This window comes from Streptomyces sp. NPDC026538, assembly GCF_055567535.1.
Genome location: NZ_JBVHQG010000001.1, coordinates 1,454,179 through 1,478,105, shown reverse-complemented (window position 1 = coordinate 1,478,105; position 23,927 = coordinate 1,454,179). Strand labels below are relative to the sequence as shown.

Annotated in this window: 27 protein-coding genes, 1 tRNA gene and 1 riboswitch; of the genes, 20 read left to right on the top strand and 8 right to left on the bottom strand. The window is 69.1% G+C overall.

What is annotated here, in order from left to right:
* Positions 1-25: 25 nt before the first annotated feature.
* From ACZ4N4_RS06670 to ACZ4N4_RS06635, 8 genes are all read left to right on the top strand, one after another.
* Entirely contained in the window at positions 26-631 is a 606-nt protein-coding gene (locus tag ACZ4N4_RS06670; protein WP_450756280.1) for a DUF2017 domain-containing protein, read from the top strand.
* Positions 632-962: 331 nt separating this feature from the next.
* Positions 963-2,402 carry an amino acid permease gene (locus ACZ4N4_RS06665; protein WP_467585146.1) on the top strand — a complete coding sequence of 480 codons (1,440 nt, stop codon included), beginning with the start codon at positions 963-965 and terminating at the stop codon, positions 2,400-2,402.
* Between the two features lie 142 nt (positions 2,403-2,544).
* Positions 2,545-2,967 carry a M67 family metallopeptidase gene (locus tag ACZ4N4_RS06660; protein ID WP_453571770.1) on the top strand — a complete coding sequence of 141 codons (423 nt, stop codon included), beginning with the start codon at positions 2,545-2,547 and terminating at the stop codon, positions 2,965-2,967.
* Positions 2,968-3,264: 297 nt separating this feature from the next.
* On the top strand, positions 3,265-3,360 hold the full coding sequence (locus ACZ4N4_RS06655) for a putative leader peptide (RefSeq protein ID WP_450756275.1): 96 nt from the start codon (positions 3,265-3,267) through the stop codon (positions 3,358-3,360).
* Positions 3,361-3,444: 84 nt separating this feature from the next.
* Entirely contained in the window at positions 3,445-3,723 is a 279-nt protein-coding gene (locus ACZ4N4_RS06650) for a MoaD/ThiS family protein (RefSeq protein ID WP_351701220.1), read from the top strand.
* Positions 3,724-3,730: 7 nt separating this feature from the next.
* Positions 3,731-4,681: a PLP-dependent cysteine synthase family protein gene (locus ACZ4N4_RS06645; protein WP_467585142.1), complete on the top strand. Its 951-nt coding sequence runs from the start codon at positions 3,731-3,733 to the stop codon at positions 4,679-4,681.
* Between the two features lie 248 nt (positions 4,682-4,929).
* Positions 4,930-6,993: a putative Ig domain-containing protein gene (locus ACZ4N4_RS06640; RefSeq protein ID WP_467585140.1), complete on the top strand. Its 2,064-nt coding sequence runs from the start codon at positions 4,930-4,932 to the stop codon at positions 6,991-6,993.
* Positions 6,994-7,115: 122 nt separating this feature from the next.
* On the top strand, positions 7,116-7,595 hold the full coding sequence (locus tag ACZ4N4_RS06635; protein WP_467585137.1) for a hypothetical protein: 480 nt from the start codon (positions 7,116-7,118) through the stop codon (positions 7,593-7,595).
* Between the two features lie 3 nt (positions 7,596-7,598).
* On the opposite strand, the gene ACZ4N4_RS06630 is transcribed toward ACZ4N4_RS06635, so the two are convergent.
* Positions 7,599-8,057 (bottom strand): type II toxin-antitoxin system PemK/MazF family toxin, encoded by a 459-nt coding sequence (locus ACZ4N4_RS06630; protein WP_453571782.1) that lies wholly within the window; start codon positions 8,055-8,057, stop codon positions 7,599-7,601.
* Positions 8,058-8,295: 238 nt separating this feature from the next.
* Between ACZ4N4_RS06630 and ACZ4N4_RS06625 the strand changes: the two genes are divergently transcribed.
* Positions 8,296-9,048 (top strand): MBL fold metallo-hydrolase, encoded by a 753-nt coding sequence (locus tag ACZ4N4_RS06625; RefSeq protein ID WP_450756267.1) that lies wholly within the window; start codon positions 8,296-8,298, stop codon positions 9,046-9,048.
* An 89-nt stretch (positions 9,049-9,137) separates the two neighbouring features.
* On the opposite strand, the gene ACZ4N4_RS06620 is transcribed toward ACZ4N4_RS06625, so the two are convergent.
* Together ACZ4N4_RS06620 and ACZ4N4_RS06615 are read right to left on the bottom strand one after the other, a co-directional pair.
* Positions 9,138-10,385, bottom strand: coding sequence for a PTS transporter subunit EIIC (locus ACZ4N4_RS06620; protein ID WP_467585134.1), 1,248 nt, complete (start codon positions 10,383-10,385; stop codon positions 9,138-9,140).
* A gap of 132 nt (positions 10,386-10,517) precedes the next feature.
* The gene (locus tag ACZ4N4_RS06615; protein WP_453571791.1) at positions 10,518-11,816 is read right to left on the bottom strand and encodes a PTS transporter subunit EIIC; all 1,299 of its coding nucleotides are present in this window, start codon (positions 11,814-11,816) and stop codon (positions 10,518-10,520) included.
* Between the two features lie 189 nt (positions 11,817-12,005).
* Here ACZ4N4_RS06615 and ACZ4N4_RS06610 point away from each other — a divergent pair, with 189 nt between their 5' ends.
* The 4 genes from ACZ4N4_RS06610 (at position 12,006) to rdgB (ending at position 14,238) form a co-directional block, all read left to right on the top strand.
* Positions 12,006-12,239, top strand: a complete 234-nt coding sequence (locus tag ACZ4N4_RS06610; RefSeq protein ID WP_234544142.1) for a PTS sugar transporter subunit IIB — start codon at positions 12,006-12,008, stop codon at positions 12,237-12,239.
* Between the two features lie 76 nt (positions 12,240-12,315).
* Positions 12,316-13,056 (top strand): ribonuclease PH, encoded by a 741-nt coding sequence (gene rph / locus ACZ4N4_RS06605; RefSeq protein WP_467585131.1) that lies wholly within the window; start codon positions 12,316-12,318, stop codon positions 13,054-13,056.
* Positions 13,057-13,185: 129 nt separating this feature from the next.
* Positions 13,186-13,599 carry a hypothetical protein gene (locus ACZ4N4_RS06600; protein WP_450756259.1) on the top strand — a complete coding sequence of 138 codons (414 nt, stop codon included), beginning with the start codon at positions 13,186-13,188 and terminating at the stop codon, positions 13,597-13,599.
* Positions 13,600-13,632: 33 nt separating this feature from the next.
* Positions 13,633-14,238 carry an RdgB/HAM1 family non-canonical purine NTP pyrophosphatase gene (rdgB, locus tag ACZ4N4_RS06595; RefSeq protein WP_467585127.1) on the top strand — a complete coding sequence of 202 codons (606 nt, stop codon included), beginning with the start codon at positions 13,633-13,635 and terminating at the stop codon, positions 14,236-14,238.
* Between the two features lie 57 nt (positions 14,239-14,295).
* Here the strand turns inward: rdgB and ACZ4N4_RS06590 are convergent.
* The 4 genes from ACZ4N4_RS06590 to bcp form a co-directional block, all read right to left on the bottom strand.
* A tRNA-Leu gene (locus tag ACZ4N4_RS06590) sits at positions 14,296-14,370 on the bottom strand.
* Between the two features lie 16 nt (positions 14,371-14,386).
* Positions 14,387-15,058 carry an HNH endonuclease signature motif containing protein gene (locus ACZ4N4_RS06585; protein ID WP_467585124.1) on the bottom strand — a complete coding sequence of 224 codons (672 nt, stop codon included), beginning with the start codon at positions 15,056-15,058 and terminating at the stop codon, positions 14,387-14,389.
* Entirely contained in the window at positions 15,055-15,705 is a 651-nt protein-coding gene (locus ACZ4N4_RS06580) for an HNH endonuclease signature motif containing protein (protein ID WP_467585121.1), read from the bottom strand. Before ACZ4N4_RS06580 ends, ACZ4N4_RS06585 begins: the two co-directional genes overlap by 4 nt.
* A gap of 139 nt (positions 15,706-15,844) precedes the next feature.
* Positions 15,845-16,312: a thioredoxin-dependent thiol peroxidase gene (bcp, locus tag ACZ4N4_RS06575; protein WP_453571799.1), complete on the bottom strand. Its 468-nt coding sequence runs from the start codon at positions 16,310-16,312 to the stop codon at positions 15,845-15,847.
* 97 nt (positions 16,313-16,409) lie between these two features.
* On the opposite strand from bcp, the gene ACZ4N4_RS06570 reads away from it, so the two are divergent.
* The 3 genes from ACZ4N4_RS06570 (at position 16,410) to ACZ4N4_RS06560 (ending at position 17,593) form a co-directional block, all read left to right on the top strand.
* A complete protein-coding gene (locus ACZ4N4_RS06570) occupies positions 16,410-16,739 on the top strand; it encodes a DUF3618 domain-containing protein (protein WP_467585117.1) in 330 nt (109 codons plus the stop codon).
* 72 nt (positions 16,740-16,811) lie between these two features.
* On the top strand, positions 16,812-17,114 hold the full coding sequence (locus tag ACZ4N4_RS06565) for a GroES family chaperonin (RefSeq protein ID WP_076089203.1): 303 nt from the start codon (positions 16,812-16,814) through the stop codon (positions 17,112-17,114).
* A 52-nt stretch (positions 17,115-17,166) separates the two neighbouring features.
* Positions 17,167-17,240: riboswitch (guanidine-III (ykkC-III) riboswitch) on the top strand.
* A 32-nt stretch (positions 17,241-17,272) separates the two neighbouring features.
* Positions 17,273-17,593 (top strand): DMT family transporter, encoded by a 321-nt coding sequence (locus ACZ4N4_RS06560; protein ID WP_467585114.1) that lies wholly within the window; start codon positions 17,273-17,275, stop codon positions 17,591-17,593.
* 20 nt (positions 17,594-17,613) lie between these two features.
* On the opposite strand, the gene ACZ4N4_RS06555 is transcribed toward ACZ4N4_RS06560, so the two are convergent.
* Entirely contained in the window at positions 17,614-20,040 is a 2,427-nt protein-coding gene (locus tag ACZ4N4_RS06555) for a transglycosylase domain-containing protein (RefSeq protein WP_467585111.1), read from the bottom strand.
* Positions 20,041-20,396: 356 nt separating this feature from the next.
* Between ACZ4N4_RS06555 and ACZ4N4_RS06550 the strand changes: the two genes are divergently transcribed.
* From ACZ4N4_RS06550 to ACZ4N4_RS06535, 4 genes are all read left to right on the top strand, one after another.
* On the top strand, positions 20,397-21,197 hold the full coding sequence (locus ACZ4N4_RS06550; RefSeq protein ID WP_467585109.1) for an ABC transporter permease: 801 nt from the start codon (positions 20,397-20,399) through the stop codon (positions 21,195-21,197).
* A gap of 70 nt (positions 21,198-21,267) precedes the next feature.
* Complete coding sequence (locus ACZ4N4_RS06545) at positions 21,268-22,032, top strand: ABC transporter permease (protein ID WP_467585355.1); 765 nt, start codon at positions 21,268-21,270, stop codon at positions 22,030-22,032.
* Complete coding sequence (locus ACZ4N4_RS06540) at positions 22,029-23,045, top strand: ABC transporter ATP-binding protein (protein ID WP_467585106.1); 1,017 nt, start codon at positions 22,029-22,031, stop codon at positions 23,043-23,045. Before ACZ4N4_RS06545 ends, ACZ4N4_RS06540 begins: the two co-directional genes overlap by 4 nt.
* Before the next feature lie 9 nt (positions 23,046-23,054).
* The gene (locus ACZ4N4_RS06535; protein WP_467585103.1) at positions 23,055-23,819 is read left to right on the top strand and encodes a DUF1707 SHOCT-like domain-containing protein; all 765 of its coding nucleotides are present in this window, start codon (positions 23,055-23,057) and stop codon (positions 23,817-23,819) included.
* Positions 23,820-23,927 lie beyond the last annotated feature (108 nt).

The following is a 23,927-nucleotide window of genomic DNA, read 5'->3' as shown; positions in this document are numbered from 1 at the left end:
CACCCGGAAGCAGCGAACCCTCTCCATGCCAGGAATCTTCGAACCGCTCCCCGGCGGCGGCGCGGCCGTCGCGCTCGACGACGTCGAGATCTCGATCATCCGGACGCTGGCCGTCCAGCTGCTGGAGCTCATCGGCCCCGGCCCCGCCGAGGACGCCCCCGACGACCCGCTCGCCGAACTCTTCGCCGAGGGTCCCAGCGAGGCGCCCTCCGACCCGGTGCTGCGCCGGCTCTTCCCGGACGCCTACGGCGACCCGGAGCGGGTGCCCGACTCCTCGCAGGAGGCCGAGGAGCAGCAGGCCCACTCGGCCGAGTTCCGCCGCTACACCGAGAACGACCTCAGGGCCGGCAAGCGGGAGAGCGCCCTCGCGGTGATCCGCTCCCTGGACGCGCTGGCCCCGGTGGGGGAGGGCGGCGCGGTCCTGAAGCTGGCGCCCGAGGAGTCCCGGCAGTGGCTCGGCGCCCTCAACGACCTGCGCCTCGCCATCGGCTCGCGCCTCGACATCACCGACGAGGACGACACCGATCTGCTCTACCGGCTCCCCGACGAGGACCCGCGCAAGCCGATGGTGATGGCCTATCTGTGGCTCGGTGGCCTCCAGGAGACCCTGGTCACCACCCTTATGCCGTAATCCGTCCCGTTTTTGCGTTCGCTCAGAGGACGCTCAAATCCGGATAACGATCCTGTCACCGTTGCGGCCGGGTATGACATTTTCTGCCACGCTTTGTCCGCTTCTTCCTGTGGTGTGCGCCACAATCCCTCTCGGCGGAACCCGGTGATCAGTATTGCGGCCGTGATAAATCTTCACGACCGCCCGGCGACACCACCCACGTGTCCGTCCGGGTGCGCCACCGAACCGGCAACAGCCGGTCAGGCACCACTCCAGCAATCCGGGGGGATCGAAACCCGATCCGCGGCCGACCAGAGGCCCGGGTCGGCATGGAGAAAGGCGCACACCACACATGACCTCCGCTCAGGTCGACACGTCGGAGCAGTCCTCCGAAGCCTCGGAAGAGGGGTACGAGCGCGGGCTCGGCAGCCGCCAGGTCCAGATGATCGCCATCGGCGGCGCCATCGGCGTCGGCCTCTTCCTGGGTGCCGGGGCGAACATCGCCAAGGCCGGCCCCAGTCTCATCCTGATGTACGCCCTCGCGGGCGGCATCATCTTCTTCATCATGCGGGCGCTCGGTGAGCTGCTCCTGTACCGCCCGGTCTCCGGCTCCTTCGCCGAGTACTCCCGGGAGTTCCTCGGCCCGTTCTTCGGCTACTTCACCGGCTGGACGTACTGGCTGATGTGGGTCGTCACCGGCATGGCCGAACTGACGGCCGCCGCGATCTACGTCAACTACTGGTTCCCGTCCGTCCCCCAGTGGGTGACCGCGCTGGTCTTCCTGGTGATCCTGTTCGGGGTCAACCTGATCTCCGTGAAGGTCTTCGGAGAGCTGGAGTTCTGGTTCTCCATGGTCAAGGTCACCGCCCTGATCGGCATGATCGTGATCGGCCTCGGCGTCCTCACCTTCGGCTTCAGCAGCGCCGGTGACACCGCGTCGGTCGCGAACCTCTACCAGTTCGACGGCTTCTTCCCCAAGGGCGTCGGCTCCTCCCTGATGACCCTCCAGGGCGTCATGTTCGCCTACCTCGCGGTCGAGCTGGTCGGCGTCACCGCCGGCGAGTCCGAGAACCCGGAGAAGACCCTCCCCAAGGCGATCAACACGCTCCCCTGGCGCATCGCCCTCTTCTACGTGGGTGCGCTCACGGTGATCCTGTGCGTCGTGAAGTGGACGGAGTTCGCCCCGGGCGTCTCCCCGTTCGTCGCGGCCTTCGCGAAGATCGGCATCCCGGCCGGCGCCGGCATCGTCAACTTCGTCGTCCTGACCGCCGCGCTGTCCTCCTGCAACTCCGGCATGTACTCCACCGGCCGGATGCTGCGGAACCTGGCCGACAGCGGCGAGGCCCCGGCCGTGTTCCGGAAGCTGTCCGCGTCCAAGACCCCGGCGCTCGGCGTCACCGTCTCGGTGCTCTTCATGGGCATCGGCGTGGTCCTCAACTACATCGTCCCGGAGAAGGCGTTCGGGTACGTCACCTCGGTGGCCACCGCGGCCGGCATCTGGACCTGGCTGATGATCCTGATCAGCCACGTCCTCTACCGCCGCGCCGTCGACGCCGGCCGGCTGCCCGCGTCCTCCTTCCCGGCGCCGGGCGGGGCGGTGTGCAGCTGGATCGCCATCGTCTTCCTGCTCTTCGTGACCGGCCTGATCGCGTACGACGGCGACTCCCGGGTCTGCCTGTACGTGATGGCCGGCTGGGCCGCCGCGCTCGGCATCGGCTGGCTGGTCCTCAAGTCGCGCAACCCGGAGATCGCCGGGCGGCGCGAGCGGGCGCCGCTGGAGAAGGTGAGCTGACCCCCTCGCCACACCCCCCAGGACGTCCCGTCGCAGGGAGCACTCGTGGCGCCCCCTGCGGCAGCCGCTCAGGACGTCCGGCATATGGGCCGCCCCGTACCAGCCTTCGGTACGGGGTGGCCCTCTGCTTATCCTGGCCGACATGCTGACCATCACCCAGGCCCTCGTCGACCAGATCGTCGCCCACGCGCGCAAGGACCACCCCGACGAGGCGTGCGGGGTCGTCGCGGGAGCGGCCGGCTCGGACCGGCCCGAGCGGTTCATCCCGATGCTGAACGCGGCGATGTCCCCGACGTTCTACGAGTTCGACTCCGGCGACCTCCTCAGGCTCTACCGCGAGATGGACGACCGCGACGAGGAGCCGGTGGTCGTCTACCACTCCCACACGGCGACGGAGGCGTACCCGTCCCGGACGGACATCAGCTACGCGAACGAGCCGGGCGCCCACTACGTCCTGGTCTCGACAGCGGACACGGACGGCCTGGGCGACTTCCAGTTCCGCTCCTTCCGCATCGTGGAGGGCGAGGTCACGGAGGAGGAGGTCCGGATCGTCGAGGCGTACTGACCCTCGCGGCGACGCCCTGCGCTGCCCCGACGCCTCCGTTGTCCCACGCTCTCCCCTTCCGCCGCTCACGCAGACTCCTCCGCGGCGACGGCGGATTCCGGCGGTGCCGGACCGGGCGGTGGGCACCTGCGGGCCGGTGGGGGCTGAGCGCGCCCACGCGGCGGAGCCGCATATCGATACAGCCCCGCGCCCCTTCAGACCGGACGCCCCCACCTCTGTCTCGAAATGCGGTCAGAATCCGTCCACCATCCGGGATCACACTCCGGAAGACGGGCCGGGAATCGATACGATGACCCCATGGTTTCCTTCGACGTGAGCGAGAAGGCGGCGGGCGGCATGCTCGTGGCGCGGCTGCACGTCGACCTGTGCAGGCTGAACAGCGCCATCTGTTGACGTTCCCTGCCGCCGTACGGCCGTGAGCCGCGGCGTGCCGCTGCGCGCCCACCCACCCAGACTTTCCGACAGGAGCCCTGAGCCATGGCCATCGAGGTCCGCATCCCGACCATCCTCCGCCAGTACACCGACGGTCAGAAGGCGGTGGAGGGCAGCGGTGAGACCATCGCCGACCTCTTCAACGACCTCGAGACCCGGCACGCCGGCATCCACGCCCGCATCGTGGACGACGGCAAGCTGCGCCGCTTCGTCAACGTGTACCTGAACGACGAGGACGTCCGTTTCGTCGACGGCATCGAGACCAAGCTGACCGACGGCGACACCGTGACGATCCTGCCGGCGGTCGCCGGCGGTATGGCCTGAGATCGGCATGCGCTACGACTCCCCGTTGGCCGCGGTCGGCAACACCCCCCTGGTGCGCCTGCCGCGGCTCTCGCCGTCCGCCGACGTCCGGATCTGGGCCAAGCTGGAGGACCGCAACCCGACCGGCTCGGTCAAGGACCGTCCCGCCCTGCACATGATCGAGCAGGCGGAGAAGGATGGCCGGCTCACCCCGGGCTGCACCATCCTGGAGCCGACCTCGGGCAACACCGGCATCTCGCTGGCGATGGCGGCGAAGCTCAAGGGCTACCGCATGGTGTGCGTGATGCCGGAGAACACCTCGCAGGAGCGCCGGGACCTGCTGGGCATGTGGGGTGCGGAGATCATCTCCAGTCCGGCGGCCGGCGGCTCCAACACCGCCGTGCGGGTGGCCAAGGAGATCGCCGACGAGCACCCGGACTGGGTGATGCTCTACCAGTACGGCAACCCGGACAACGCGGGGGCGCACTACGCGACGACCGGTCCGGAGATCCTCGCCGACCTCCCCTCCGTCACGCACTTCGTCGCCGGTCTCGGCACCACTGGCACCCTCATGGGCGTCGGCCGGTACCTGCGTGAGCAGAAGCCGGATGTGAAGATCGTCGCCGCCGAACCCCGGTACGACGACCTCGTGTACGGGCTCAGGAACCTCGACGAGGGCTTCGTACCCGAGTTGTACGACGCCTCCGTGCTCACCACCCGCTACTCGGTGGGCTCGGCGGACGCCGTCACCCGGACCCGGGAACTCCTCCAGCAGGAGGGCATCTTCGCGGGCGTCTCCACCGGCGCCGCGCTGCACGCCGCGATCGGCGTCGGGAAGAAGGCCGTACAGGCCGGCGAGAGCGCGGACATCGTGTTCGTCGTCGCCGACGGCGGCTGGAAGTACCTGTCGACCGGGGTCTACACGGCCGCCACGACCGAGGAAGCCATCGAGACCCTGCAGGGTCAGCTCTGGGCATAGCCCTCATCATGCACGCGCCAACCCCCTCCTATGAGGGGGCTAAGCGCTGTCCATGCCGGAGCAAAGATCTTCCTCCGGGGGGACCGGGCCCCGCCGAACCCGACTAGCTTCTCCTCCGTCCTGTTCATGCCATGCATGTCGGCATCGCAGGGTGTTCGAAATGTCATGCTCATGACTGCGCGCACTCTGCCGCCGCTACGCGCGTCACGGGCCTGCCTTGTAACCCCACCGATGGAGGCAGTACCCCCATGCGTGAATCACGACGGAGCCTGCGAAGACTCCTGGCCGTAGCCTTCCCCGCCCTAGCCCTCGCCGTCTCCGGATTCGTCGCGGCACCCACCGCCGGGGCCGCCCAGCCCGCGACCGCGGCACCCCACACGACCGCCAAGGTCACCCAGAACGCCAAGGCCCTCAGCGACCCCGCCCGCCAGGCCGTCCACAGCACCGGCAAGGCCGGCCAGAAGGTGCCCACCCAGCACCTGTGCGCCACCGCCACCAAGGCCGGCCAGGTCTCCTGCTTCGCGCAGCGCCGGACCGACATCAAGCAGCAGCTGGCCTCCGCGCTCGCCGCCGCTCCCTCCGGCCTGAGCCCCTCGAACCTGCACAGCGCCTACAACCTGCCCTCGACGGGCGGCTCCGGCCTGACCGTTGCCGTGGTCGACGCCTACAACGACCCCAACGCGGCCTCCGACCTGGCCACTTACCGCTCGCAGTACGGCCTGTCCGCCTGCACCAAGGCCAACGGCTGCTTCAAGCAGGTCAGTCAGACCGGTTCGACGACCTCCCTGCCGACGAACGACACCGGCTGGGCCGGTGAAGAGGCGCTCGACATCGACATGGTCAGCGCAGTCTGCCCGAACTGCAACATCATCCTCGTCGAGGCCAGCTCCGCCACCGACTCCGACCTCGGCACCGCCGAGAACGAGGCCGTCGCGCTCGGCGCCAAGTTCGTCTCCAACAGCTGGGGCGGCTCCGAGTCCTCCTCCCAGACCAGCGAGGACACTTCGTACTTCAAGCACCCGGGCGTCGCCATCACCGTCTCCGCCGGTGACGAGGACTACGGCGCCGAGTACCCGGCGACCTCCCAGTACGTGACCGCCGTCGGCGGCACCGCGCTCTCCACCTCCTCCAGCACCCGCGGCTGGACCGAGTCCGTGTGGAAGACCAGCTCCTCCGAGGGCACCGGTTCCGGCTGCTCCGCCTACGACGCCAAGCCGAGCTGGCAGACCGACACCGGCTGCTCCAAGCGCATGGAGTCCGACGTCTCCGCGGTCGCCGACCCGGCCACCGGCGTGGCGGTCTACGACACCTACGGTGGCTCCGGCTGGGCGGTCTACGGCGGCACGAGTGCCTCCTCGCCGATCATCGCCGGTGTGTACGCCCTCGCGGGCACCCCGGGTTCGAGCGACTACCCGGCGAAGTACCCCTACAGCCACACCAGCAACCTGTACGACGTGACCAGCGGCAACAACGGCTCCTGCTCGACGTCGTACTTCTGCACCGCCGGCACCGGCTACGACGGCCCGACCGGCTGGGGCACCCCCAACGGCACCGCCGCCTTCACCTCCGGCACCAGCACCGGCAACACGGTGACCGTCACCAACCCCGGCAGCCAGTCCACCGCCACCGGCAGCTCGGTCAGCCTGCAGATCTCGGCCTCCGACAGCGCGGGCGCGACCCTCACCTACAGCGCCTCCGGCCTGCCCACCGGCCTGTCCATCTCCAGCTCCACCGGCCTGATCTCCGGTACGGCGTCCACCGCGGGCACCTACAGCGCCACCGTCACCGCGACCGACTCCACCGGCGCCTCCGGCTCCGCCTCCTTCACCTGGACCGTCAGCACCAGCGGCGGCGGCACCTGCACCTCCGCCCAACTGCTCGGCAACCCGGGCTTCGAGTCGGGCAACACCACCTGGACCGCCTCCAGCGGGGTCATCACCAACGACACCGGCGAGGCGGCCCACGCCGGCTCCTACAAGGCCTGGCTCGACGGCTACGGCTCCACCCACACCGACACGCTCTCCCAGTCGGTGACCGTCCCCTCCGGCTGCAAGGCCACCTTCACCTTCTACCTGCACGTCGACACCGCCGAGACCACCACCAGCAGCCAGTACGACAAGCTGACGGTGTCCGCCGGTTCGACCACCCTGGCGACGTACTCGAACCTCAACGCCGCCACCGGCTACACCCAGAAGTCCTTCGACCTGTCGTCGTACGCGGGCTCGACCGTCACCCTGAAGTTCAGCGGTGTCGAGGACTCCTCCCTGCAGACCAGCTTCGTCGTCGACGACACCGCCGTCACGACCAGCTGACCCCGCCCGCCGAGTGACCGGATCCCGCCCCCGGAAGCCGTCCCGGGGCGGGATCCGTACGTCCGGCTGATACGTCACATCGGCACCAAGGGTTCCGTTCCCGACGGAAAGGCGGACACCCCATGCGCCGTACGACGGTCCACCGCGCGTCGCTCGCCGCGGCGACCCTCCTCCTGCTGGCGGGCTGCGGCTCGCAGAGCGGGAGCACCGACCAGGGCAGCGGCAAGGTGTCTCCCTCGCCGGCCCCCTCCAGCCCCGGCGCGAGCGGCTCCTCCGGCAGTTGCACGCCCCTGACCTCCGAACTCACCGCCGCCGACAACCGCAGTACGGTCTGCGTGGCGGTCGGCGGGCAGCTCCGGCTCGCCCTCGACGGCACCCGGCAGCGCCCCTGGAAGACGGTCACGGCGAGCGGCTCCGCGCTGCGGGCCACCAACGGCGGGATCGTGCTCCAGCCCGGGGACGCCTCCGCCGCCTACACCGCGGTGGCCTCCGGCACCGTCACCCTCACCTCGTCCCGCCCGCTGTGCGCCGAGCCCACCGCGCCCGGCGGGGTCTCCTGCAAGGGCATCCAGGAGTGGCAGGTCACCGTCAGGGTGAAGTGACCCTCAGGGGGCCAGGTGCCGCACCTGGTCCCAGAGCACCGGGTCGACCACGCCCACCCGGCGCCGGAACTCCCACACCGACACCTCGCGCAACTCGTCCGTCTCCAGGAAGCTCGGCCGGCCCTGGGCGTCCCCGACCGAGCCCGGCGGCAGCGGGATCACCCCGGCCCGCTCGTCGTGGTACTTGCTGGTGATCTTGGCGACGGTCGCATGGTTGCCGCGCACCGCCAGCACCAGACAGGGCCGGTCCTTGGTGCCCGGCCCGTCCTCGTAGGGCACGTTGGCCCACCAGATGTCCCCCGGATGCGGCCGGCCCGTCCGCACGCGCGTGCCGCGTGGATGCCCCGGCGGGCGGGTGCGCTGTCCACGCGGACGATGCCCCCGGCCCCATCCGTCGACGAGCGTGGCGACCAACGCCAGCAGGACGACTGCCGCGAGCGCGAGCCACCATGACGTGTCCATACGACGACGTTACCGGCGCGAGATAATCGATGCGCGCCCTTGCGCGATCCTTATGCGCCCCCGGTCCAGCCGAACCGGTGACAGCACAGGTGAGTTCGCCCACAACGGCCCCTGGCGGAGGAGCGACCGGCCCTTTTGCGCCTTACGCTCGACGAACCGCACGACCCCCGCTCACCTCTCTTCTCCGACTCCAGTTCCCGGTTGTTCCGGGTGTTCCGCCAACGGAGGTTTCTGCTTCATGAAGCTCACCGTCGTCGGCTGCTCGGGGTCGTTCCCGTCCGCGGAATCGGCCTGCTCGAGCTACCTCGTAGAGGCCGACGGCTTCCGGCTGCTCCTCGACATGGGCAACGGCGCCCTTGGCGAGCTGCAGCGCCACTGCGGTCTCTACGACCTCGACGCGATCTTCCTGAGCCATCTGCACGCCGACCACTGCATCGACATGTGCGCCTACTTCGTGGCGCGCTACTACCGCCACGACGGCGGGCCGTGCCCCCCGATCCCGGTCTACGGCCCCGAGGGCACCGAGCACCGCCTCACCACGGCCTACGCCGACACCCCCACGGCCTCCTCGATGAGCGAGGTCTTCGACTTCCACACGGTCAAGCCGTCCACGTTCGACCTCGGCCCCTTCACGGTCCACACCGAGCGGGTCCGCCATCCCGTGGAGGCCTACGGTGTCCGCGTCGAACACGGCGGGAAGTCCCTGACGTACTCGGGCGACACCGGCGTCACGGACGCGCTCGAATCGCTGGCCCGGGACACCGACCTGTTCCTGTGCGAGGCGGCCTTCACGCACGGCAAGGAGAACATCCCGGACCTGCACCTCAACGGCCGCGAGGCCGGCGAGACCGCCGCCCGCGCCGGCGCCCGCCGGCTGGTCCTCACCCACATCCCCCCGTGGACCGACCCCGCCGTCAACCTCGCCGACGCCCGCGAGGTCTTCGACGGCCCGGTGGACCTGGCGGCGCCCCGCGTCGTCTACGAGATCTGACACGTCGTACCACGGGGTTCAGGCCTGTAGGTACGGCAAGGCCCCCGCAGCCGCCGGGCTGCGGGGGCCTCGTCAGGCCGGGACGGGACTCACGCCTTCGTGAGGTCCTCGATCTCCTCCTCGGGCTCGCGGCCCGGGGTGGGGAGGTTGAACCTGATGATCGCGAAGCGGAAGACGAAGTAGTAGATCGCTCCGAACACCAGGCCGATCGGGATGATCAGCCAGGGCTTGGTCGCCAGGTTCCAGTTGAGCGCGTAGTCGATCACACCCGCGGAGAAGGTGAAGCCCGCATGCACCCCGAGCGCCCAGGTGATCGCCATGGACAGGGCGGTGAGCACCGCGTGGATCGCGTACAGCAGCGGCGCGATGAACATGAAGGTGAACTCGATCGGCTCGGTCACACCGGTCACGAACGAGGTCAGCGCCATCGACATCATCATGCCCATCACGGCCGCGCGGCGCTCCGGGCGGGCGGTGTGCGCGATGGCGAGGGCGGCGGCCGGCAGGCCGAACATCATGATGGGGAAGAAGCCGGACATGAACTGACCGGCCGTCGGGTCACCGGCGAAGAAGCGGGTGAGGTCACCGTGGACGATCTGGCCGGAGGCGTCCTTGAAGTCGCCGATCTGGAACCAGGAGACGGTGTTCACGAACTGGTGCATGCCGACCGGGATCAGCGCGCGGTTGATCAGACCGAACAGACCGGCACCGAAGGCGCCCAGACCAGTGATCCACTCACCGAAGTTCGAGATGCCCTCGCCGATCGGCTTCCAGACCAGGCCGAAGAAGACACCCATGATCGTGCCGACGAAGGCCATGATGATCGGGACGAGCCGGCGGCCGTTGAAGAAGCCGAGCCAGTCCACCAGCTTGGTCCGGTGGAAGCGCTGCCAGACCACCGCGCTCAGCAGACCCATCACCAGGCCGCCCAGCACACCCGGGTTGTTGTACGTCGCGGCTATGTCCGCGCCCGCCTGGACCTTCGCGTCGGTGACGGGGAACGCGGTGAGGACGTTCTTGTAGACCAGGAAGCCGACCAGGGCAGCCAGCGCGGTGGAGCCGTCCGACTTCTTGGCGAAGCCGATCGCGACACCGATACAGAACAGCATCGGGAGGTTGTCGAAGATCGCGCCGCCCGCCGTCGCGAACACCGAGGTGACCTTGTCGGGCAGGTGCAGCTTGTCGTGGATGTCCTGCTGACCGAAGCGGAGCAGCAGACCCGCCGCCGGCAGCACGGCGATCGGGAGCTGGAGACTGCGTCCGACCTTCTGCAGGCCCTGGAACAGACCGGATCCCCACTTCTTTGTGGGAGCCGCCGTTGTGGTGGCGGTTGTCATACTTCCTCCATCGGTGGTGGTCTACACCACTCAGTGGTGTAGACCTGTTGTACACGATGGGGGCGTTATAAGGAACCCGTCAATTCCGCAACCGGAGAACTACGCTTTGTACGCCGTCCGGCGACCGTCCGGCTAAGCCTTGGTGACGTCCTCCACCTCGTCCTCCGGCTCCCTCCCCGGGGTCTTCAGATCGAACCTCGTGATGGCGAACCGGAAGACCACGTAGTAGACCGCCGCGAAGCACAGGCCGATCGGGACGATGGCCCAAGGTCTGGTCGCCAGGTTCCAGTTGATGACGTAGTCGATGAGCCCCGCCGAGAAGCTGAACCCGTCGTGCACCCCGAGCCCCCATGTCACCGCCATCGACACCCCCGTCAGCAGCGCGTGCACCGCGTACAGCAGCGGGGCGATGAAGAGGAACGAGTACTCGAGCGGCTCGGTGATCCCCGTGACGAACGACGTCAGCGCCACCGACAGCATCAGACCGCCGATCTCCTTGCGCCGGTGCGGCTTGGCGCAGTGCGTCATCGCGAGCGCGGCGGCCGGCAGCGCGAACATCATGATCGGGAAGAACCCGGACGTGAACTGCCCCGCGTGCGGGTCGCCCGCCAGGAACATGTTGATGTCCCCGTGCACCGTCCGGCCGTCGGGCGTGGTGTAACTGCCGAACTGGAACCAGATGGGCACGTTCAGGAACTGGTGCAGCCCGATGACGAGCAACGCCCGGTTCGCGACCCCGAACACCCCCGCACCCCAGGCGCCGGCATCCCGCAGCCAGTGGCTGAAACTCTCCAGCCCGTCGCCGACCGGCGGCCACACCCACAGGCACAGCACCGCGAAGACGATCGCGACGAACGACATGATGATCGGCACCAGTCGCCGCCCATTGAAGAAACCCAGCCAGTCCACCAGCCTCGTACGGTGGAAACGGGCCCAGAAATACGCGGTCAACAGCCCCATCGCGATCCCGCCGAAGACACCGGGATTCTGGAACGTGAACGTCGACACCGAGCCGTCGCTCACCTGACAGCCGATCCCCGGCAGCGTCCGGGACCCGCCCGGGCAGCCCTCCGGGAACTGGTGCAGCACCCCGTAATAGACGAGGAAGCCCGCCACCGCCGCCAGCGCCGTCGACCCGTCCGCCTTCTTCGCCATCCCGATCGCGACGCCGACGCAGAAGAGCAACGGAAGCCCGATCGACCCGTCGAGCAACGCGCCCCCCGCGCCCTGCATCACCTTGGAGACATCCGTCCAGCCAAGGCCCTGGTCGCCGAAGACGTCAGGCTGGCCCAGCCGGTTGAGGATCCCCGCCGCCGGCAGCACCGCGATCGGCAACTGCAGACTCCGGCCCATCTTCTGCAGCCCCTGGAAAAGGACGTTCCACCGCTCCCGCGCGGGACTGACCGTGCTGTCGGCGCTCTCGGCACTCATGGGCGCGTCCTCCGGGCCGCTCGGCTCCACCCCAGGGGTTTGGCGACCGCCCATCCGCTGGTGTAGACCAGTTGACGACGGTTCCGCCGCAGTGCTCGCCATCATTCGGCAGGCGCGGCACGGCCGCTCGAAAAGTTGGGCCAACTGTGGGTTACTGCGACAAAGCGGTTCGGATCAGGGAGAAGGAACATGGCCAGCAAGGCTGAGAAGATCGTCGCCGGCCTCGGCGGAATCGAGAACATCGACGAGATCGAAGGCTGCATCACCCGGCTGCGCACCGAGGTGCACGACGCCTCGAAGGTCGACGACGCCGCCCTGAAGGCCGCCGGCGCCCACGGCGTCGTCAAGATGGGCACCGCCATCCAGGTCGTCATCGGCACCGACGCCGACCCCATCGCCGCGGAGATCGAAGACATGATGTGAGCCTCCCGGCTCACGCGAAGGGGCTTCTCCCGCCTCGGGACAAGCCCCTTCTGCCGCTCCGGATAGGCTCATGGCCATGTCTCGAATCGACGGCCGCACCCCCGAACAACTCCGCCCGGTCACCATCGAACGCGGCTGGAGCAAGCACGCCGAGGGCTCCGTCCTCGTCTCCTTCGGCGACACCAAGGTCTTCTGCACCGCCTCCGTCACCGAAGGCGTCCCCCGCTGGCGCAAGGGCAGCGGCGAGGGCTGGGTCACCGCGGAGTACTCCATGCTGCCCCGCGCCACGAACACCCGGGGCGACCGCGAGTCCGTCAAGGGCAAGATCGGCGGCCGCACCCACGAGATCTCCCGCCTCATCGGCCGCTCCCTGCGCGCGGTCATCGACTACAGGGCCCTCGGCGAGAACACCGTCGTCCTCGACTGCGACGTCCTCCAGGCCGACGGCGGCACCCGCACCGCGGCGATCACCGGCGCCTACGTGGCGCTGGCCGACGCCGTCACCTGGGCGAAGGAGCGCAAGCTCGTCAAGGCCGGCCGCCAGCCCCTGACCGGCACGGTCTCCGCCGTCTCCGTCGGCATCGTCGGCAAGGTCCCGCTCCTCGACCTCTGCTACGAGGAGGACGTCAGGGCCGAGACCGACATGAACGTCGTCTGCACCGGCGACGGCCGCTTCGTCGAGGTCCAGGGCACCGCCGAGGCCGAACCCTTCGCCCGCGACGAACTCAACGCCCTCCTCGACCTCGCCGTCGCCGGCTGCAACGACCTCGCCGCGATCCAGCGGGCCGCGCTCGAAGCCACCCTCCCCGCAAAGTAAAGGGAACCCAAAATGCCGAGGTACGGCGGGGCAACCAGGGCGGGCGGCTCCGCGTCCCCATAGGTACGGGCGCACGGCGTGAAAACCGTGCGCTCGGCCAGTCGTACCCAACGGGAGGGGAACACCGTCATGGCCGCCAGCCGACGCAGAGGCCGTCACCGAGGCCGCAGCACCGCCATCGCCGCCGCAGCCGCGACCGCCGCACTCGCCGCCGCGCTGCTCACCGGCTGCGACGCCGTGAACAAGGCCCTGGACTGCGTCCAGACCGCCGACTCCATCGCCGACAGCGTCACCGACCTCCAGCAGGCCGTGGAGAACGCCGCGAACGACCCCACCCAGGCCGACGCCTCCCTCGACTCGATCCAGAACAACCTGAAGAAGATCGGCGACAAGACCGACGACGCCGACGTCAACAAAGCGGTCGACGACCTCGACAAGGCCGTGGACAACGTCCGGACGTCCATCAGGAACGGCGACTCGACCCCCGACGTCACCCCGGTCACCGACGCGGCCGGCGAACTGACCAAGGTCTGCACGCCGTAACCGCCGGGGCCGGCCCTTGGGATACTTCCTGCCATGACGACCCGCCTGATCCTCGCCACCCGCAACGCCGGAAAAATCACCGAACTCCGCGCCATCCTCGCCGAGGCGGGACTGCCCCACGAACTGGTGGGCGCCGACGCGTACCCCGACATCCCCGACGTCAAGGAGACGGGCGTCACCTTCGCCGAGAACGCGCTCCTCAAGGCCCACGCCCTCGCCCAGGCGACGGGCCTTCCTGCGGTCGCCGACGACTCCGGCCTCTGCGTCGACGTCCTCAACGGCGCTCCCGGCATCTTCTCCGCCCGCTGGGCCGGCCGTCACGGCGACGACAAGGCCAACCTGGACCTCCTCCTGGCCCAGCTCTCGGACATCGCCGAGGAACACCGGGGCGCCCACTTCGCCTGCGCGGCGGCGCTGGCGTTGCCGGACGGCACCGAGCGAGTGGTCGAGGGCCGGCTGCGGGGCCTCCTCCGCCACACCCCGTCCGGCACGAACGGCTTCGGCTACGACCCGATCCTCCAGCCGGAGGGCGAGACCCGCACCTGCGCGGAGCTGAGCCCGGAGGAGAAGAACGCGATCAGCCACCGGGGCAAGGCGTTCCGGGGGTTGGTGCCGGTGGTGCGGGAGCTGCTGGGCTGAGTCGACGATCAAGACCTCGCACCTTTGAATCCAAGGTGCGAGGTCTTGTCCTACCTGTGGGCCCGGTGGGACTCGAACCCACGACACACCGGACCTAAACCGGCGCCCTCTTGCCAGCTGGGGTACGGGCCCTCAAGCCTCGCCTACTCTACTGGGCGACACGAAGGGCGCGCCGCCCTCCCCGACACCACGTACTGGTGATCGCGTGGCAGTTCGGGCACAGCAGCCGCAGGTTGTCCCGCCGGTTGTCGCGCCAGTCCCCATTGATGTGATCGACCTCCAGGGTCATGGGCCTGCCGAGCCAGACCGGACCAACTCCGCATCCGGCGCACTGCTCGGGCACACCGACCTCGTGGAGTGCCCGCCGTAGACGCCTGGTCGAGATTCGGTGCTGGCCGTCGCTGTACACCAGGACGTCTTCCGCCTGCTTGGCGTTCGTGCCGCGCTTCCCTCGCTGATGCGCCTGTCCCAGGAAGTGCGAGGTGTCGAGTCCGTCTTCGGCCACCCACTGATGGAACAGCGTGCGGTGATGGCCGTTGCGGGGTTTGCCCAGTGCGGCAAGAGCACTTGCGATGGAGGTCGCATTCCTGACCGCCTGCCGCAATTCACCGGCGGTCGGCCTGGGCGGGGGCCCACCGGCTCGCCGTCGACGTGGGAAGTGCGAGACGTCGACGCCGAAGTCCTCGAACCGCTTGTACAGGTGTCGACGGAGGTTGGGATAGGGACGTACGCCGAGGAACGCGATGACCTCGTCAATGCCGGAGCACTGCTGGGCAGCCTCCGCCAACCGTTCCCGGGTGTACGGCCTGCCTCCGCTCATGAAGCCCTGCCTTTGCCGCGCCCTCGGTAACTGTCCGTTGTCGAGTGGCAGTTGGGGCACAGTAGACGCAGGTTCTCCACCCGGTTGTTCCGCCAGTTGCCGTCGATGTGATCGACCTCAAGGGCGAGTGGTTCGCCGAGCCAAGTCCCTTCCATGCCGCACAGGGCGCACCGCTCCTCCGCGCCCACCTCGCGCAGCGCCCGCTTGAGGCGGGTGCCAGGTGTGCGCGTGGTGTGTGCCGACATCTCTTCGACGAGGATCTCTTCGGCTGTCCGGCGGCGTTGGTTGTGCCGCTGCCGTTCCGTGCGGATCGGCTGTGTGAAGTGCGAGGTGTCGAGGCCGTACGACTTGATACGTCGGGAGATGTTCGTGTGGTGCCCGCCAACCGGATCGAGCCCGAGCTTTCGTAGCACCTCGTTCACGCTCGTCGACGCCGCGACCACCGGTCCGAGGATTTCCCTCGTCCACCTGACCCCCTCTCGCTCGAAGTGCGAGACGTCCACTCCGAATTTCTTCATCCGCTCGTGGACATACCTGCGCTTCCAGCCCCTCGGATCCACCCCCAGCCTCTCCAACGCCTCCGACAACGTCCGCGCCCCCCGAGCCGCCTCCTCCAGCCGCTCCCTGGTGTACGCACTGGCCCCCATCGGACCCCCTCCGTTCCGGCTGCACGTTCGCAGCTCGTACGGAGTAACGAACCGGTTATCGGACAGTCACGGTCGGGGGAGCGGAAACGGCCCGCGCCGGGCTGTCCGGGGCGGGCCGTCGGGGGGGCGGGGCAGGGGGTCAGATGCCCAGGTCCTTGATGATCTTGGCTACGTGGCCGGTGGCGCGGACGTTGTAGAGGGCTCGTGCCACCTTGCCGTCCTCGTCCACGATGACCGTGGAGCGGATGACGCCCATGTAGGTCTTGCCGTAGTTCATCTTCTCGCCGTACGCGCCGTACGCGTCCAGGACCTTCTTGTCGGGGTCGGCGACGAGGGTGACCCTGAGGTTCTCCTTGTCGCGGAACTTGCCGAGTTTCTCCGGCTGGTCGGGGGACACGCCGATGACGTCGTAGCCCGCGCCGGCCAGCAGGTCGAGGTTGTCCGTGAAGTCGCAGGCCTGCTTCGTGCAGCCGGGCGTCAGCGCGGCCGGGTAGAAGTAGACGATGACCTTGCGGCCCTTGTGGGCGGAGAGGGACACCTCGTTGCCGTCGGCGTCGGGGAGGGTGAAGTCGGGGGCTACGTCCCCGGGCTGGAGTCGCTCGCTCATCGGTCCAGCGTAACGGGGGGTCCTGACAGTGCACGGGCGGCGAGAACTGACAGACTGTCCAGGACAGGGAGCACGGGAGACTTCGGAGGGCCCCACGGTGGCGGACACGTCGGACACCAGAACCCCGGCGCAGATCGAGGCGGACATCAAGCGGCGCCGCGATGTGCTGGCCGAGACGCTGGACGAGATCGGGGTGCGGGTGCACCCGAAGACCATCGTCGGCGATGCCAAGGCCAAGGTCGCGGCCAACGTCGATCACACGCTCGGACGGGCCTACGTCCAGGTCAACCGGGTGGTGAGCGACGTGAAGGCCCAGTTCGTGGACGAGGAGGGCGCGCCGCGCCTGGAGCGGGTCGTGCCGGCCGCCCTCGTGGCCGTGGGCGTGGTCGGGCTGCTCGTGTTCGCTAACCGGCGGCGGAAGAGCTGAGCGGAAACAGGTAGGTTCAAAGGCGTGAGCGCCAACAGAAACGACACCTATCACGACAAGCTGCCCATCCGCATGCTGCACGACCGGGTGCTGGTCAAGCAGGACACCGGCGAGGGTGAGCGGCGGTCGGGCGGTGGGATTCTCATTCCCGCCACGGCGGCCGTCGGGCGCCGGCTGGCCTGGGCCGAGGTGGTCGCGGTCGGGCAGAACGTGCGGACCGTGGAGCCGGGTGACCGGGTGCTGTACGACCCGGAGGACCGTGCCGAGGTCGAGGTGCGCGGGGTGGCCTATGTGCTGATGCGCGAGCGCGACCTGCACGCGGTGGCCGCCGACCGGTTCGAGGGCTCGGAGGACTCCACCGGCCTGTATCTGTGAATCGACGGTAGAAGAGGGCTGGTGACTGTGGCCACCAGCCCTCTTTGTCGTTTCTTTGCTACCTTCGAAGGAGCCAGCCCGACGAGACGCGCCGTACCGGGACCGTGAAGGCAAAGACGACGCTCCCCGTTCAGTGAAACGTCTCGGAGGTGCCTGTCATGGCCTGGGTTCTGCTTGTCGTCGCCGGTCTGCTCGAGGTCGGCTGGTCGGTCGGCATGAAGTACACCGACGGCTTCACCCGGCTCGTCCCCAGCCTGCTCACCGGCGGCGGGATCGTCGCCAGCATGCTGCTGCTCTCGTCCGCCGCCCGGACCCTGCCCATCGGTACCGCGTACGGCGTCTGGGTGGGGATCGGGGCGGCCGGGGCGGCGGTGTTCGGGATGGTGGTGCTGGGGGAGCCGGCCACCGCCGCGCGGATCTTCTTCGTGTGCCTGCTGCTGGTCGCCGTTGTGGGACTCAAGGCGACCAGCAGTCACTGACCGGGCGGGACGCCGGTCGGCTACTGGAATCCGAAGCCGTCGCCGTCGTCGCCCGCTGTCGTTCCGGTCGTGGTGCCGCCGTCGGTGGTCCCGTTCGTCGTACCGGTACTGGTGCCGTCGGTGGTGGTGCCGGTGGACGTGCCGGCGTCGGTGCCGGAGGTCGTCGTACCGGCGTCCGTGCCGGAGGTCGTCGTGCCGGACGTGGTGGAGCCGTCGGTGGTGGAGCCGTCCGTGGTGCCCCCGTCGGTGGTGCCCGCGGTGGTGGAGCCGTCCGTGGTGCCGCCGTTGTCCTGGTCGCCGCCGGTGGTGCCGCCGTTGTCCTGGTTCCCGCCGGTGGTGCCGCCGTTGTCCTGGCCGCCGGTGCCCGGGGTGGCCGGGTTCTGGGTGGCCGGGGCGACGGTCTCGGCGCCGGGCTGGAGGTCGAGGTCGAAGGCGGAGGCCACGACGCCCTTGAGGGCGGCCTTGGTGTACTGCGCCCAGATCTCGGTCGGGGCCCCGCCGCCGTTGATGCGTTGCAGGCCGAGCGCGCCGTAGAGCGACTTGTGGGCGGCCGTGACGGGGTCCTGGCCCATCACGGAGACGACGGTGGCGAGGTCGGGGGTGTAGCCCGCGAACCAGGCGGCGGTGTCCTCCTCGGCGGTGCCGGTCTTGCCGGCCGCGGGTCGGCCCGCGGCCTGGGCGGCGGTGGCGGTGCCGTTGTCGACCACGCTCTGCAGGATCGAGGTGGTGGTGTCGGCGGACTGCCGGCTGACGGCCTGCTTGGTCGTCGACCGCGGCAGCTTGATCTCCTGCGTGCCGTCCTTGGTGACCTTCTCGACCATCGTGTACGCGCCGTGCTTGCCGTGGTTGGCGAGCGTGGCGTAGGCCTCCGCCATGTCCAGGACGCTGGCGGTGGCGGTGCCGAGGGCGATGGACGGGTACGGCTGGAGGTCCTTGGTGTCGGAGGGGATGCCCAGGTCGACGGCGGTCTGCTTGACCTTGGACGGGCCGACGTCGACGGCCATCTGCGCGTACACCGCGTTCACCGACAGGTCGGTGGCCTTGCGGACGGTGATCTGGCCGTAGGACTTCTCGTCCTCGTTCTCCGGCGCGTAGCTGCCGCCCGGCCAGCCCTGGACGGCGCGCTTGTTGGTGCCGTCGTAGTAGGTGTTCGGGGTGATGGTCTGGCCGGACTGGGTGGTGGAGCCGTTGTCGACGGCGGAGGCGAAGACGAACGGCTTGAAGGTGGAGCCGACCTGGAAGTCACCGCGGGTCGCGCCGTTGGTGTACTGCTTCACGTAGTCGATGCCGCCGTACAGGGCGACGACCTTGCCGGTCTTCGGGTCGACCGAGGCGCCGCCGGCGCGCACGTAGTTGTCGGCCTTGTTGTTCTTCTTGTCCAGCTGGGAGATCAGCTTGTCGTCGACCGCCTTGACGAAGGCGTCCTGCTTGTTCTTCTCGATGGTGGTGGTGATGCGGTAGCCGCCGGCCTCCAGGGAGTCGGCGTCGACGATCTTGTTCTTGATCAGGTAGCTCTTGACGGCCTCGACGAGGTAGCCGCGCTGCCCGGACATGCCGGTGGAGACGGTCTGCTCCTTGGGCATCGGGAATTTCATGCCGGCCCGCTTCGACTCGCTGAGCCAGCCCTTCTTGACCATGCCGTCCAGGACGTAGTTCCAGCGGGCGACGGCCGCGGGCTTGTTCTCGGGGTGGGCGACGACGTCGTACTCGCTGGGCGCGTTGACGAGGGCCGCGAGGTAGGCGGCGCGGGCCGGGTCGAGGTCGGTGGCGTCCTTGCCGTAGTAGGCCTGGGCGGCGGCCTGGATGCCGTAGGCGTTGCGGCCGAAGTAGCTGGTGTTGAGGTAGCCCTCGAGGATCTCGTCCTTGGACTCGGAGCGGTCCAGCTTGATCGAGATGAAGAACTCCTTCACCTTTCGGGTGACGGTCTGCTCCTGTGCGAGGTAGTAGTTCTTCACGTACTGCTGGGTGATCGTCGAGCCGGACTGGGTGCCCTTGCCGGTCGCGGTGTTCCAGGCGGCCCGCAGCATGGCCTTGGGGTCGACGGCGGACTCGGTGTAGAAGTCGCGGTCCTCGGCGGCGAGCACGGCGTGCTGGGCGTCCTTGGAGACCTGGGCGAGGGTCACGTTCTCCCGGTTGACCTCGCCGTCCCGGGCCAGCTGGGAGCCGTCGGCGTACAGGTAGACGTTGGACTGCTTGGTGGCGAACGCGTTGGCCGTCGGGATCTTCACCATCGAGTAGCCGAGGAAGAACAGGCCGATCAGCAGGAGTATCCCGATCACGAAGGTGCCGAGCAGCATGCGCCAGGTGGGGAAGATCCGCCGCCATCCGGTCCGCTTGGGCCGCTTCATCTTCTTCTCGCCCCCCTTCGTCTCCTGAACCGCCGTCGGCGGTTCTGTCGGGCCTTCGCCGCTCTGGTTCGGCTGCTGCGGCTGCGGCTCGTCGCTCATGGTGTGCGCGGACTCCTGTGGTGCGGTGCGTCATACGTGCCGGCGGGCCGGTACGTCTTCGGCGCTGACGGCGCCTTCGTTACGGGAGGCTACTCATGCCTCCTTTGATGAAGACTGTCCCATCCGTCGATCAGTTCCCTGACCACGGCACGCATCGGGGTCGCCGAAACGTGTCGGGTGCGGGGGACGGGCGCCGTGTGGGCGAACTGGTAGGCGTGGTAACGGAGTTCGACTCCGGATCTGGGGTCTGTGAGCTCGGGCACTGTCCTTTCGGGGCCGGAAAACGGAAGGCGCGGCCACCTCACCTCCGCATAGGCTGCTGCGCTTCGGGCCGACGGGTCGAGGAGGGCTGTGGCGTGGGTGCGGGACGGTTGTACCTCGCCGTGGCGGCGGGGGGTTTCCGACGGTATGCGACGTACCGGGCGGCCACCGCCGCCGGGGTGTTCACCAACACCGCCTTCGGGATCATTCTCGTGTACACGTACCTGGCGCTGTGGGACGAGAAACCGCACCTCGGAGGCTATGACCAGGCGCAGGCGGTCACCTATGTGTGGCTCGGGCAGTGCCTGTACGCGACGCTCGCCATCCAGGGCGGAGGCGTGGAGAAAGACCTGATGGAGCGTATCCGTACGGGTGAGATCGCGATCGACCTGTACCGTCCGGCCGATCTCCAGCTGTGGTGGCTGGCGACGGACGTGGGCCGGTCGCTGTTCCAGATGCTGGGCCGCGGGGTGATCCCCTTCGCCTTCGGCGCGCTGTTCTTCCCGATGGCCCTGCCGACGGACGTGGCGACCTGGGCGGCCTTCGCCGTCGCCCTGTTCCTGGCCATGGTCGTCAGCTTCGGCATCCGCTACCTGGCCGCGCTGAGCGTGTTCTGGCTGCTGGACGGCATGGGCGTCAACCAGGCCCTGATGGTCCTGGGGATCTTCTGCTCGGGCATGACCCTGCCGCTGAACGTCTTCCCGGGCGCTCTGGGCGACCTCGTACGGACCCTGCCGTGGGCGGCGCAGCTCCAGATGCCGGCGGACGTCCTGCTGGGGGAGACCGCTCCGCTGGGCGCGTACGCCTTCCAGGCGGCGTGGGCGGTGGCGCTGCTGACGGCGGGACGGCTGGTCCAGACGGCGGCGACCCGGCGGGTGGTGGTACAGGGTGGCTGAGCGGGTCGTGGCCGGGCCGCGGGCGTCCCGGCCCGTGGAGGGGGTGCGGGCGTACCGGCTGATCGCCGGGATGTGGATCCGCTCCTCCCTGACCTACCGCGCGTCCTTCTTCCTCACGATGTTCGGCAACCTGACGGTGACCGGCCTGGACTTCGCCACGATCCTGCTGATGTTCACGCAGGTCGACCGGCTCGGCGGCTGGACCATGCCCGAGGTGGCCTTCCTGTACGGCCTGTCCACGACCGCGTTCGGCTTCGCCGACCTGGTCTTCGGCTCGATGGACGTGCTGGGCACCCGGATCCGTGACGGCTCCTTCGACACCCTGCTGGTGCGGCCGGCTCCGGTGCTCGCCCAGCTCGGCGCGGACCACTTCGCGCTGCGCCGTCTCGGCCGGGTCGTGCAGGGCGGGCTGGTGCTGGGGTACGCGCTGTCCGCCGTGGACGTCGAGTGGACGGCGGCGAAGGTGCTGCTGGTGCCGGTGACCGTGATCAGCGGCGCGGTGATCTTCTGCGCGCTGTTCCTGGCGGGCGCGACCTTCCAGTTCCTGGCGCAGGACGCCGCCGAGGTGCAGAACGCGTTCACCTACGGCGGTACGACGCTGCTCCAGTATCCGCCGACGGTGTTCGGGCGGGACTTCGTCCGCGGGGTGACCTTCCTGCTGCCGCTGGCCTTCGTCAACTGGGTGCCGGCCGCGTATGTGCTGGGGCGGCCGTATCCGCTGCGGCTCCCGGAGTGGACGGCGTGGTCTCCGCCGCTGGTGGCGGTGGTGTGCTGCGTGCTGGCGGGCCTGGCGTGGCGGGCGGGGCTCAGGTCGTATCGGAGCACGGGGAGTTGACGGTGTTCATTGAAGTGGACCGGGTGGAGAAGGTCTTCGAGGTCCGGCGCAGGACCGGCTTCCTGAAGCGGGAACGCCGGCGGGTACGGGCGGTCGACGCGCTCTCCTTCACGGTGGAGCGTGGCGAGATGGTCGGCTACATCGGCCCGAACGGTGCCGGGAAGTCGACGACGATCAAGATGCTGACGGGGATCCTGACGCCGAGCGGCGGCCGGCTGCGGGTGGCGGGCATCGACCCGTCGCGAGAGCGCTCGAAACTGGCCCACCGCATCGGTGTCGTCTTCGGCCAGCGCACCACGCTGTGGTGGGACCTCCCGCTGATCGACTCCTACCGGCTGATGCACCGCATGTACCGCATCCCCGACGCGCGGTACCGGGAGAACCTGGACCGGCTGGTCGAACTCCTCTCCCTGGAGAGCCTGTTGGACGTTCCGGTACGGCAGCTCTCGCTCGGCCAGCGGATGCGCGGCGACATCGTGGCGGCGCTGCTGCACGACCCTGAGGTGCTGTACCTGGACGAGCCGACGATCGGCCTGGACGTCATCTCCAAGGCCAAGGTCCGCGAGTTCCTGCGGGAGCTGAACACCGAGCGCGGCACCACGGTCCTGCTGACCACCCACGACCTCCAGGACATCGAGCAGTTGTGCTCGCGCGTGATGGTCATCGACCATGGGCGGCTGGTGTACGACGGTCCGCTCGCCGGTCTGCACGAGGCGGGGGAGAGCGAACGGACCCTGGTGGTGGACCTGGAGCGGGAGCTGCCGCCGGTCGAGACGGGTGGGTCGGCGCGGGTGGTGAAGGTGGAGGGACCACGGCAGTGGCTGGCGTTCCCGGCGTCGGAGTCGGCGGCGCCGCTGGTGGCGCGGATCGCGGCGGAGTATCCCTTGGTGGACCTCTCCGTCCGGGAACCGGACATCGAGACGGTGATCGCGAAGATGCTGGGTTCCCTGGAGGCGCCGGGGACCTCCCTCGGGGCGCACGACGCCATAGTGCCGGGCGACCGGAACTCGTAGTCTGCACTCATGACCGACGATGCCGCGGAGTTGCGTGCCTCCGACGCCGATCGCGAACGAGTCGCCGAGGTCCTCAGGGACGCCCTCGCGGAGGGGCGGCTCGACATGGAGGAGTTCGAGGAGCGGCTGGAGGCGACGTACAAGGCCCGTACGTACGGTGAGCTGACGCCGATCACGAGGGACCTCCCGGCGGTGGCCGGTTCACCGTCGGTGTCCCCGGCGGTGTCACTCAACAAGCCGCCGGTGGACAGCGGCGGTTGGGGAGGCCGGATAGTCGGCGGCGAGGGCTCGTCCTCCTGGGCGGTGGCCGTGATGTCCGGCTTCCAGCGCAAGGGCCGCTGGACGGCGCCCAAACGCTTCAACAGCCTCGTCTTCTGGGGCGGTGGCGAGATCGACCTGCGCGAGGCGAACTTCGCGGACCGCGAGATCGAGATCAACTGCGTCGCGATCATGGGCGGGATGAGCGTGATCGTGCCGCCGGGTGTCGAGGTCGTGATGCGCGGCATCGGCATCATGGGCGGCTTCGACCACCGCGAGGAGGGCACCCCGCCGGACCCGGCCGCACCGCGGGTGATCGTGACCGGCTTCGCCTTCTGGGGCGGCGTCCAGGTGGAACACAAGGTCACCAGGGCGGAACGGCAACGCCTCAGGGAAGAACGCCGCCAGGAGAAACTGGACCGCAAAACCTCCCGCCACGAACTCCGCGCGACCCGCCACGAGTTGCGCGAGGAGCGCCGCGAGGAACGGAGCCGGCGGAGGCACGGCGACTACTGAACACCGGGCGAGGCACCCGCCCAGGGGCGCGGGGAACTGCGCGAACGGCCCCCACGGCCCGCGGGGGACCACCGGCCCCCACCGGCCCGCAGGCCCCCACCGGCCGTC

Bases quoted from the DNA above. Each gene is read 5' to 3' on its own strand.
- ACZ4N4_RS06670 (WP_450756280.1), top strand. From the start codon at position 26: ATGCCAGGAATCTTCGAACCGCTCCCCGGCGGCGGCGCGGCCGTCGCG.
- ACZ4N4_RS06665 (WP_467585146.1), top strand. From the start codon at position 963: ATGACCTCCGCTCAGGTCGACACGTCGGAGCAGTCCTCCGAAGCCTCG.
- ACZ4N4_RS06660 (WP_453571770.1), top strand. From the start codon at position 2,545: ATGCTGACCATCACCCAGGCCCTCGTCGACCAGATCGTCGCCCACGCG.
- ACZ4N4_RS06655 (WP_450756275.1), top strand. From the start codon at position 3,265: ATGGTTTCCTTCGACGTGAGCGAGAAGGCGGCGGGCGGCATGCTCGTG.
- ACZ4N4_RS06650 (WP_351701220.1), top strand. From the start codon at position 3,445: ATGGCCATCGAGGTCCGCATCCCGACCATCCTCCGCCAGTACACCGAC.
- ACZ4N4_RS06645 (WP_467585142.1), top strand. From the start codon at position 3,731: ATGCGCTACGACTCCCCGTTGGCCGCGGTCGGCAACACCCCCCTGGTG.
- ACZ4N4_RS06640 (WP_467585140.1), top strand. From the start codon at position 4,930: ATGCGTGAATCACGACGGAGCCTGCGAAGACTCCTGGCCGTAGCCTTC.
- ACZ4N4_RS06635 (WP_467585137.1), top strand. From the start codon at position 7,116: ATGCGCCGTACGACGGTCCACCGCGCGTCGCTCGCCGCGGCGACCCTC.
- ACZ4N4_RS06630 (WP_453571782.1), bottom strand. From the start codon at position 8,057: ATGGACACGTCATGGTGGCTCGCGCTCGCGGCAGTCGTCCTGCTGGCG.
- ACZ4N4_RS06625 (WP_450756267.1), top strand. From the start codon at position 8,296: ATGAAGCTCACCGTCGTCGGCTGCTCGGGGTCGTTCCCGTCCGCGGAA.
- ACZ4N4_RS06620 (WP_467585134.1), bottom strand. From the start codon at position 10,385: ATGACAACCGCCACCACAACGGCGGCTCCCACAAAGAAGTGGGGATCC.
- ACZ4N4_RS06615 (WP_453571791.1), bottom strand. From the start codon at position 11,816: ATGAGTGCCGAGAGCGCCGACAGCACGGTCAGTCCCGCGCGGGAGCGG.
- ACZ4N4_RS06610 (WP_234544142.1), top strand. From the start codon at position 12,006: ATGGCCAGCAAGGCTGAGAAGATCGTCGCCGGCCTCGGCGGAATCGAG.
- rph (WP_467585131.1), top strand. From the start codon at position 12,316: ATGTCTCGAATCGACGGCCGCACCCCCGAACAACTCCGCCCGGTCACC.
- ACZ4N4_RS06600 (WP_450756259.1), top strand. From the start codon at position 13,186: ATGGCCGCCAGCCGACGCAGAGGCCGTCACCGAGGCCGCAGCACCGCC.
- rdgB (WP_467585127.1), top strand. From the start codon at position 13,633: ATGACGACCCGCCTGATCCTCGCCACCCGCAACGCCGGAAAAATCACC.
- ACZ4N4_RS06585 (WP_467585124.1), bottom strand. From the start codon at position 15,058: ATGAGCGGAGGCAGGCCGTACACCCGGGAACGGTTGGCGGAGGCTGCC.
- ACZ4N4_RS06580 (WP_467585121.1), bottom strand. From the start codon at position 15,705: ATGGGGGCCAGTGCGTACACCAGGGAGCGGCTGGAGGAGGCGGCTCGG.
- bcp (WP_453571799.1), bottom strand. From the start codon at position 16,312: ATGAGCGAGCGACTCCAGCCCGGGGACGTAGCCCCCGACTTCACCCTC.
- ACZ4N4_RS06565 (WP_076089203.1), top strand. From the start codon at position 16,812: ATGCTGCACGACCGGGTGCTGGTCAAGCAGGACACCGGCGAGGGTGAG.
- ACZ4N4_RS06560 (WP_467585114.1), top strand. From the start codon at position 17,273: ATGGCCTGGGTTCTGCTTGTCGTCGCCGGTCTGCTCGAGGTCGGCTGG.
- ACZ4N4_RS06555 (WP_467585111.1), bottom strand. From the start codon at position 20,040: ATGAGCGACGAGCCGCAGCCGCAGCAGCCGAACCAGAGCGGCGAAGGC.
- ACZ4N4_RS06545 (WP_467585355.1), top strand. From the start codon at position 21,268: ATGTGGATCCGCTCCTCCCTGACCTACCGCGCGTCCTTCTTCCTCACG.
- ACZ4N4_RS06535 (WP_467585103.1), top strand. From the start codon at position 23,055: ATGACCGACGATGCCGCGGAGTTGCGTGCCTCCGACGCCGATCGCGAA.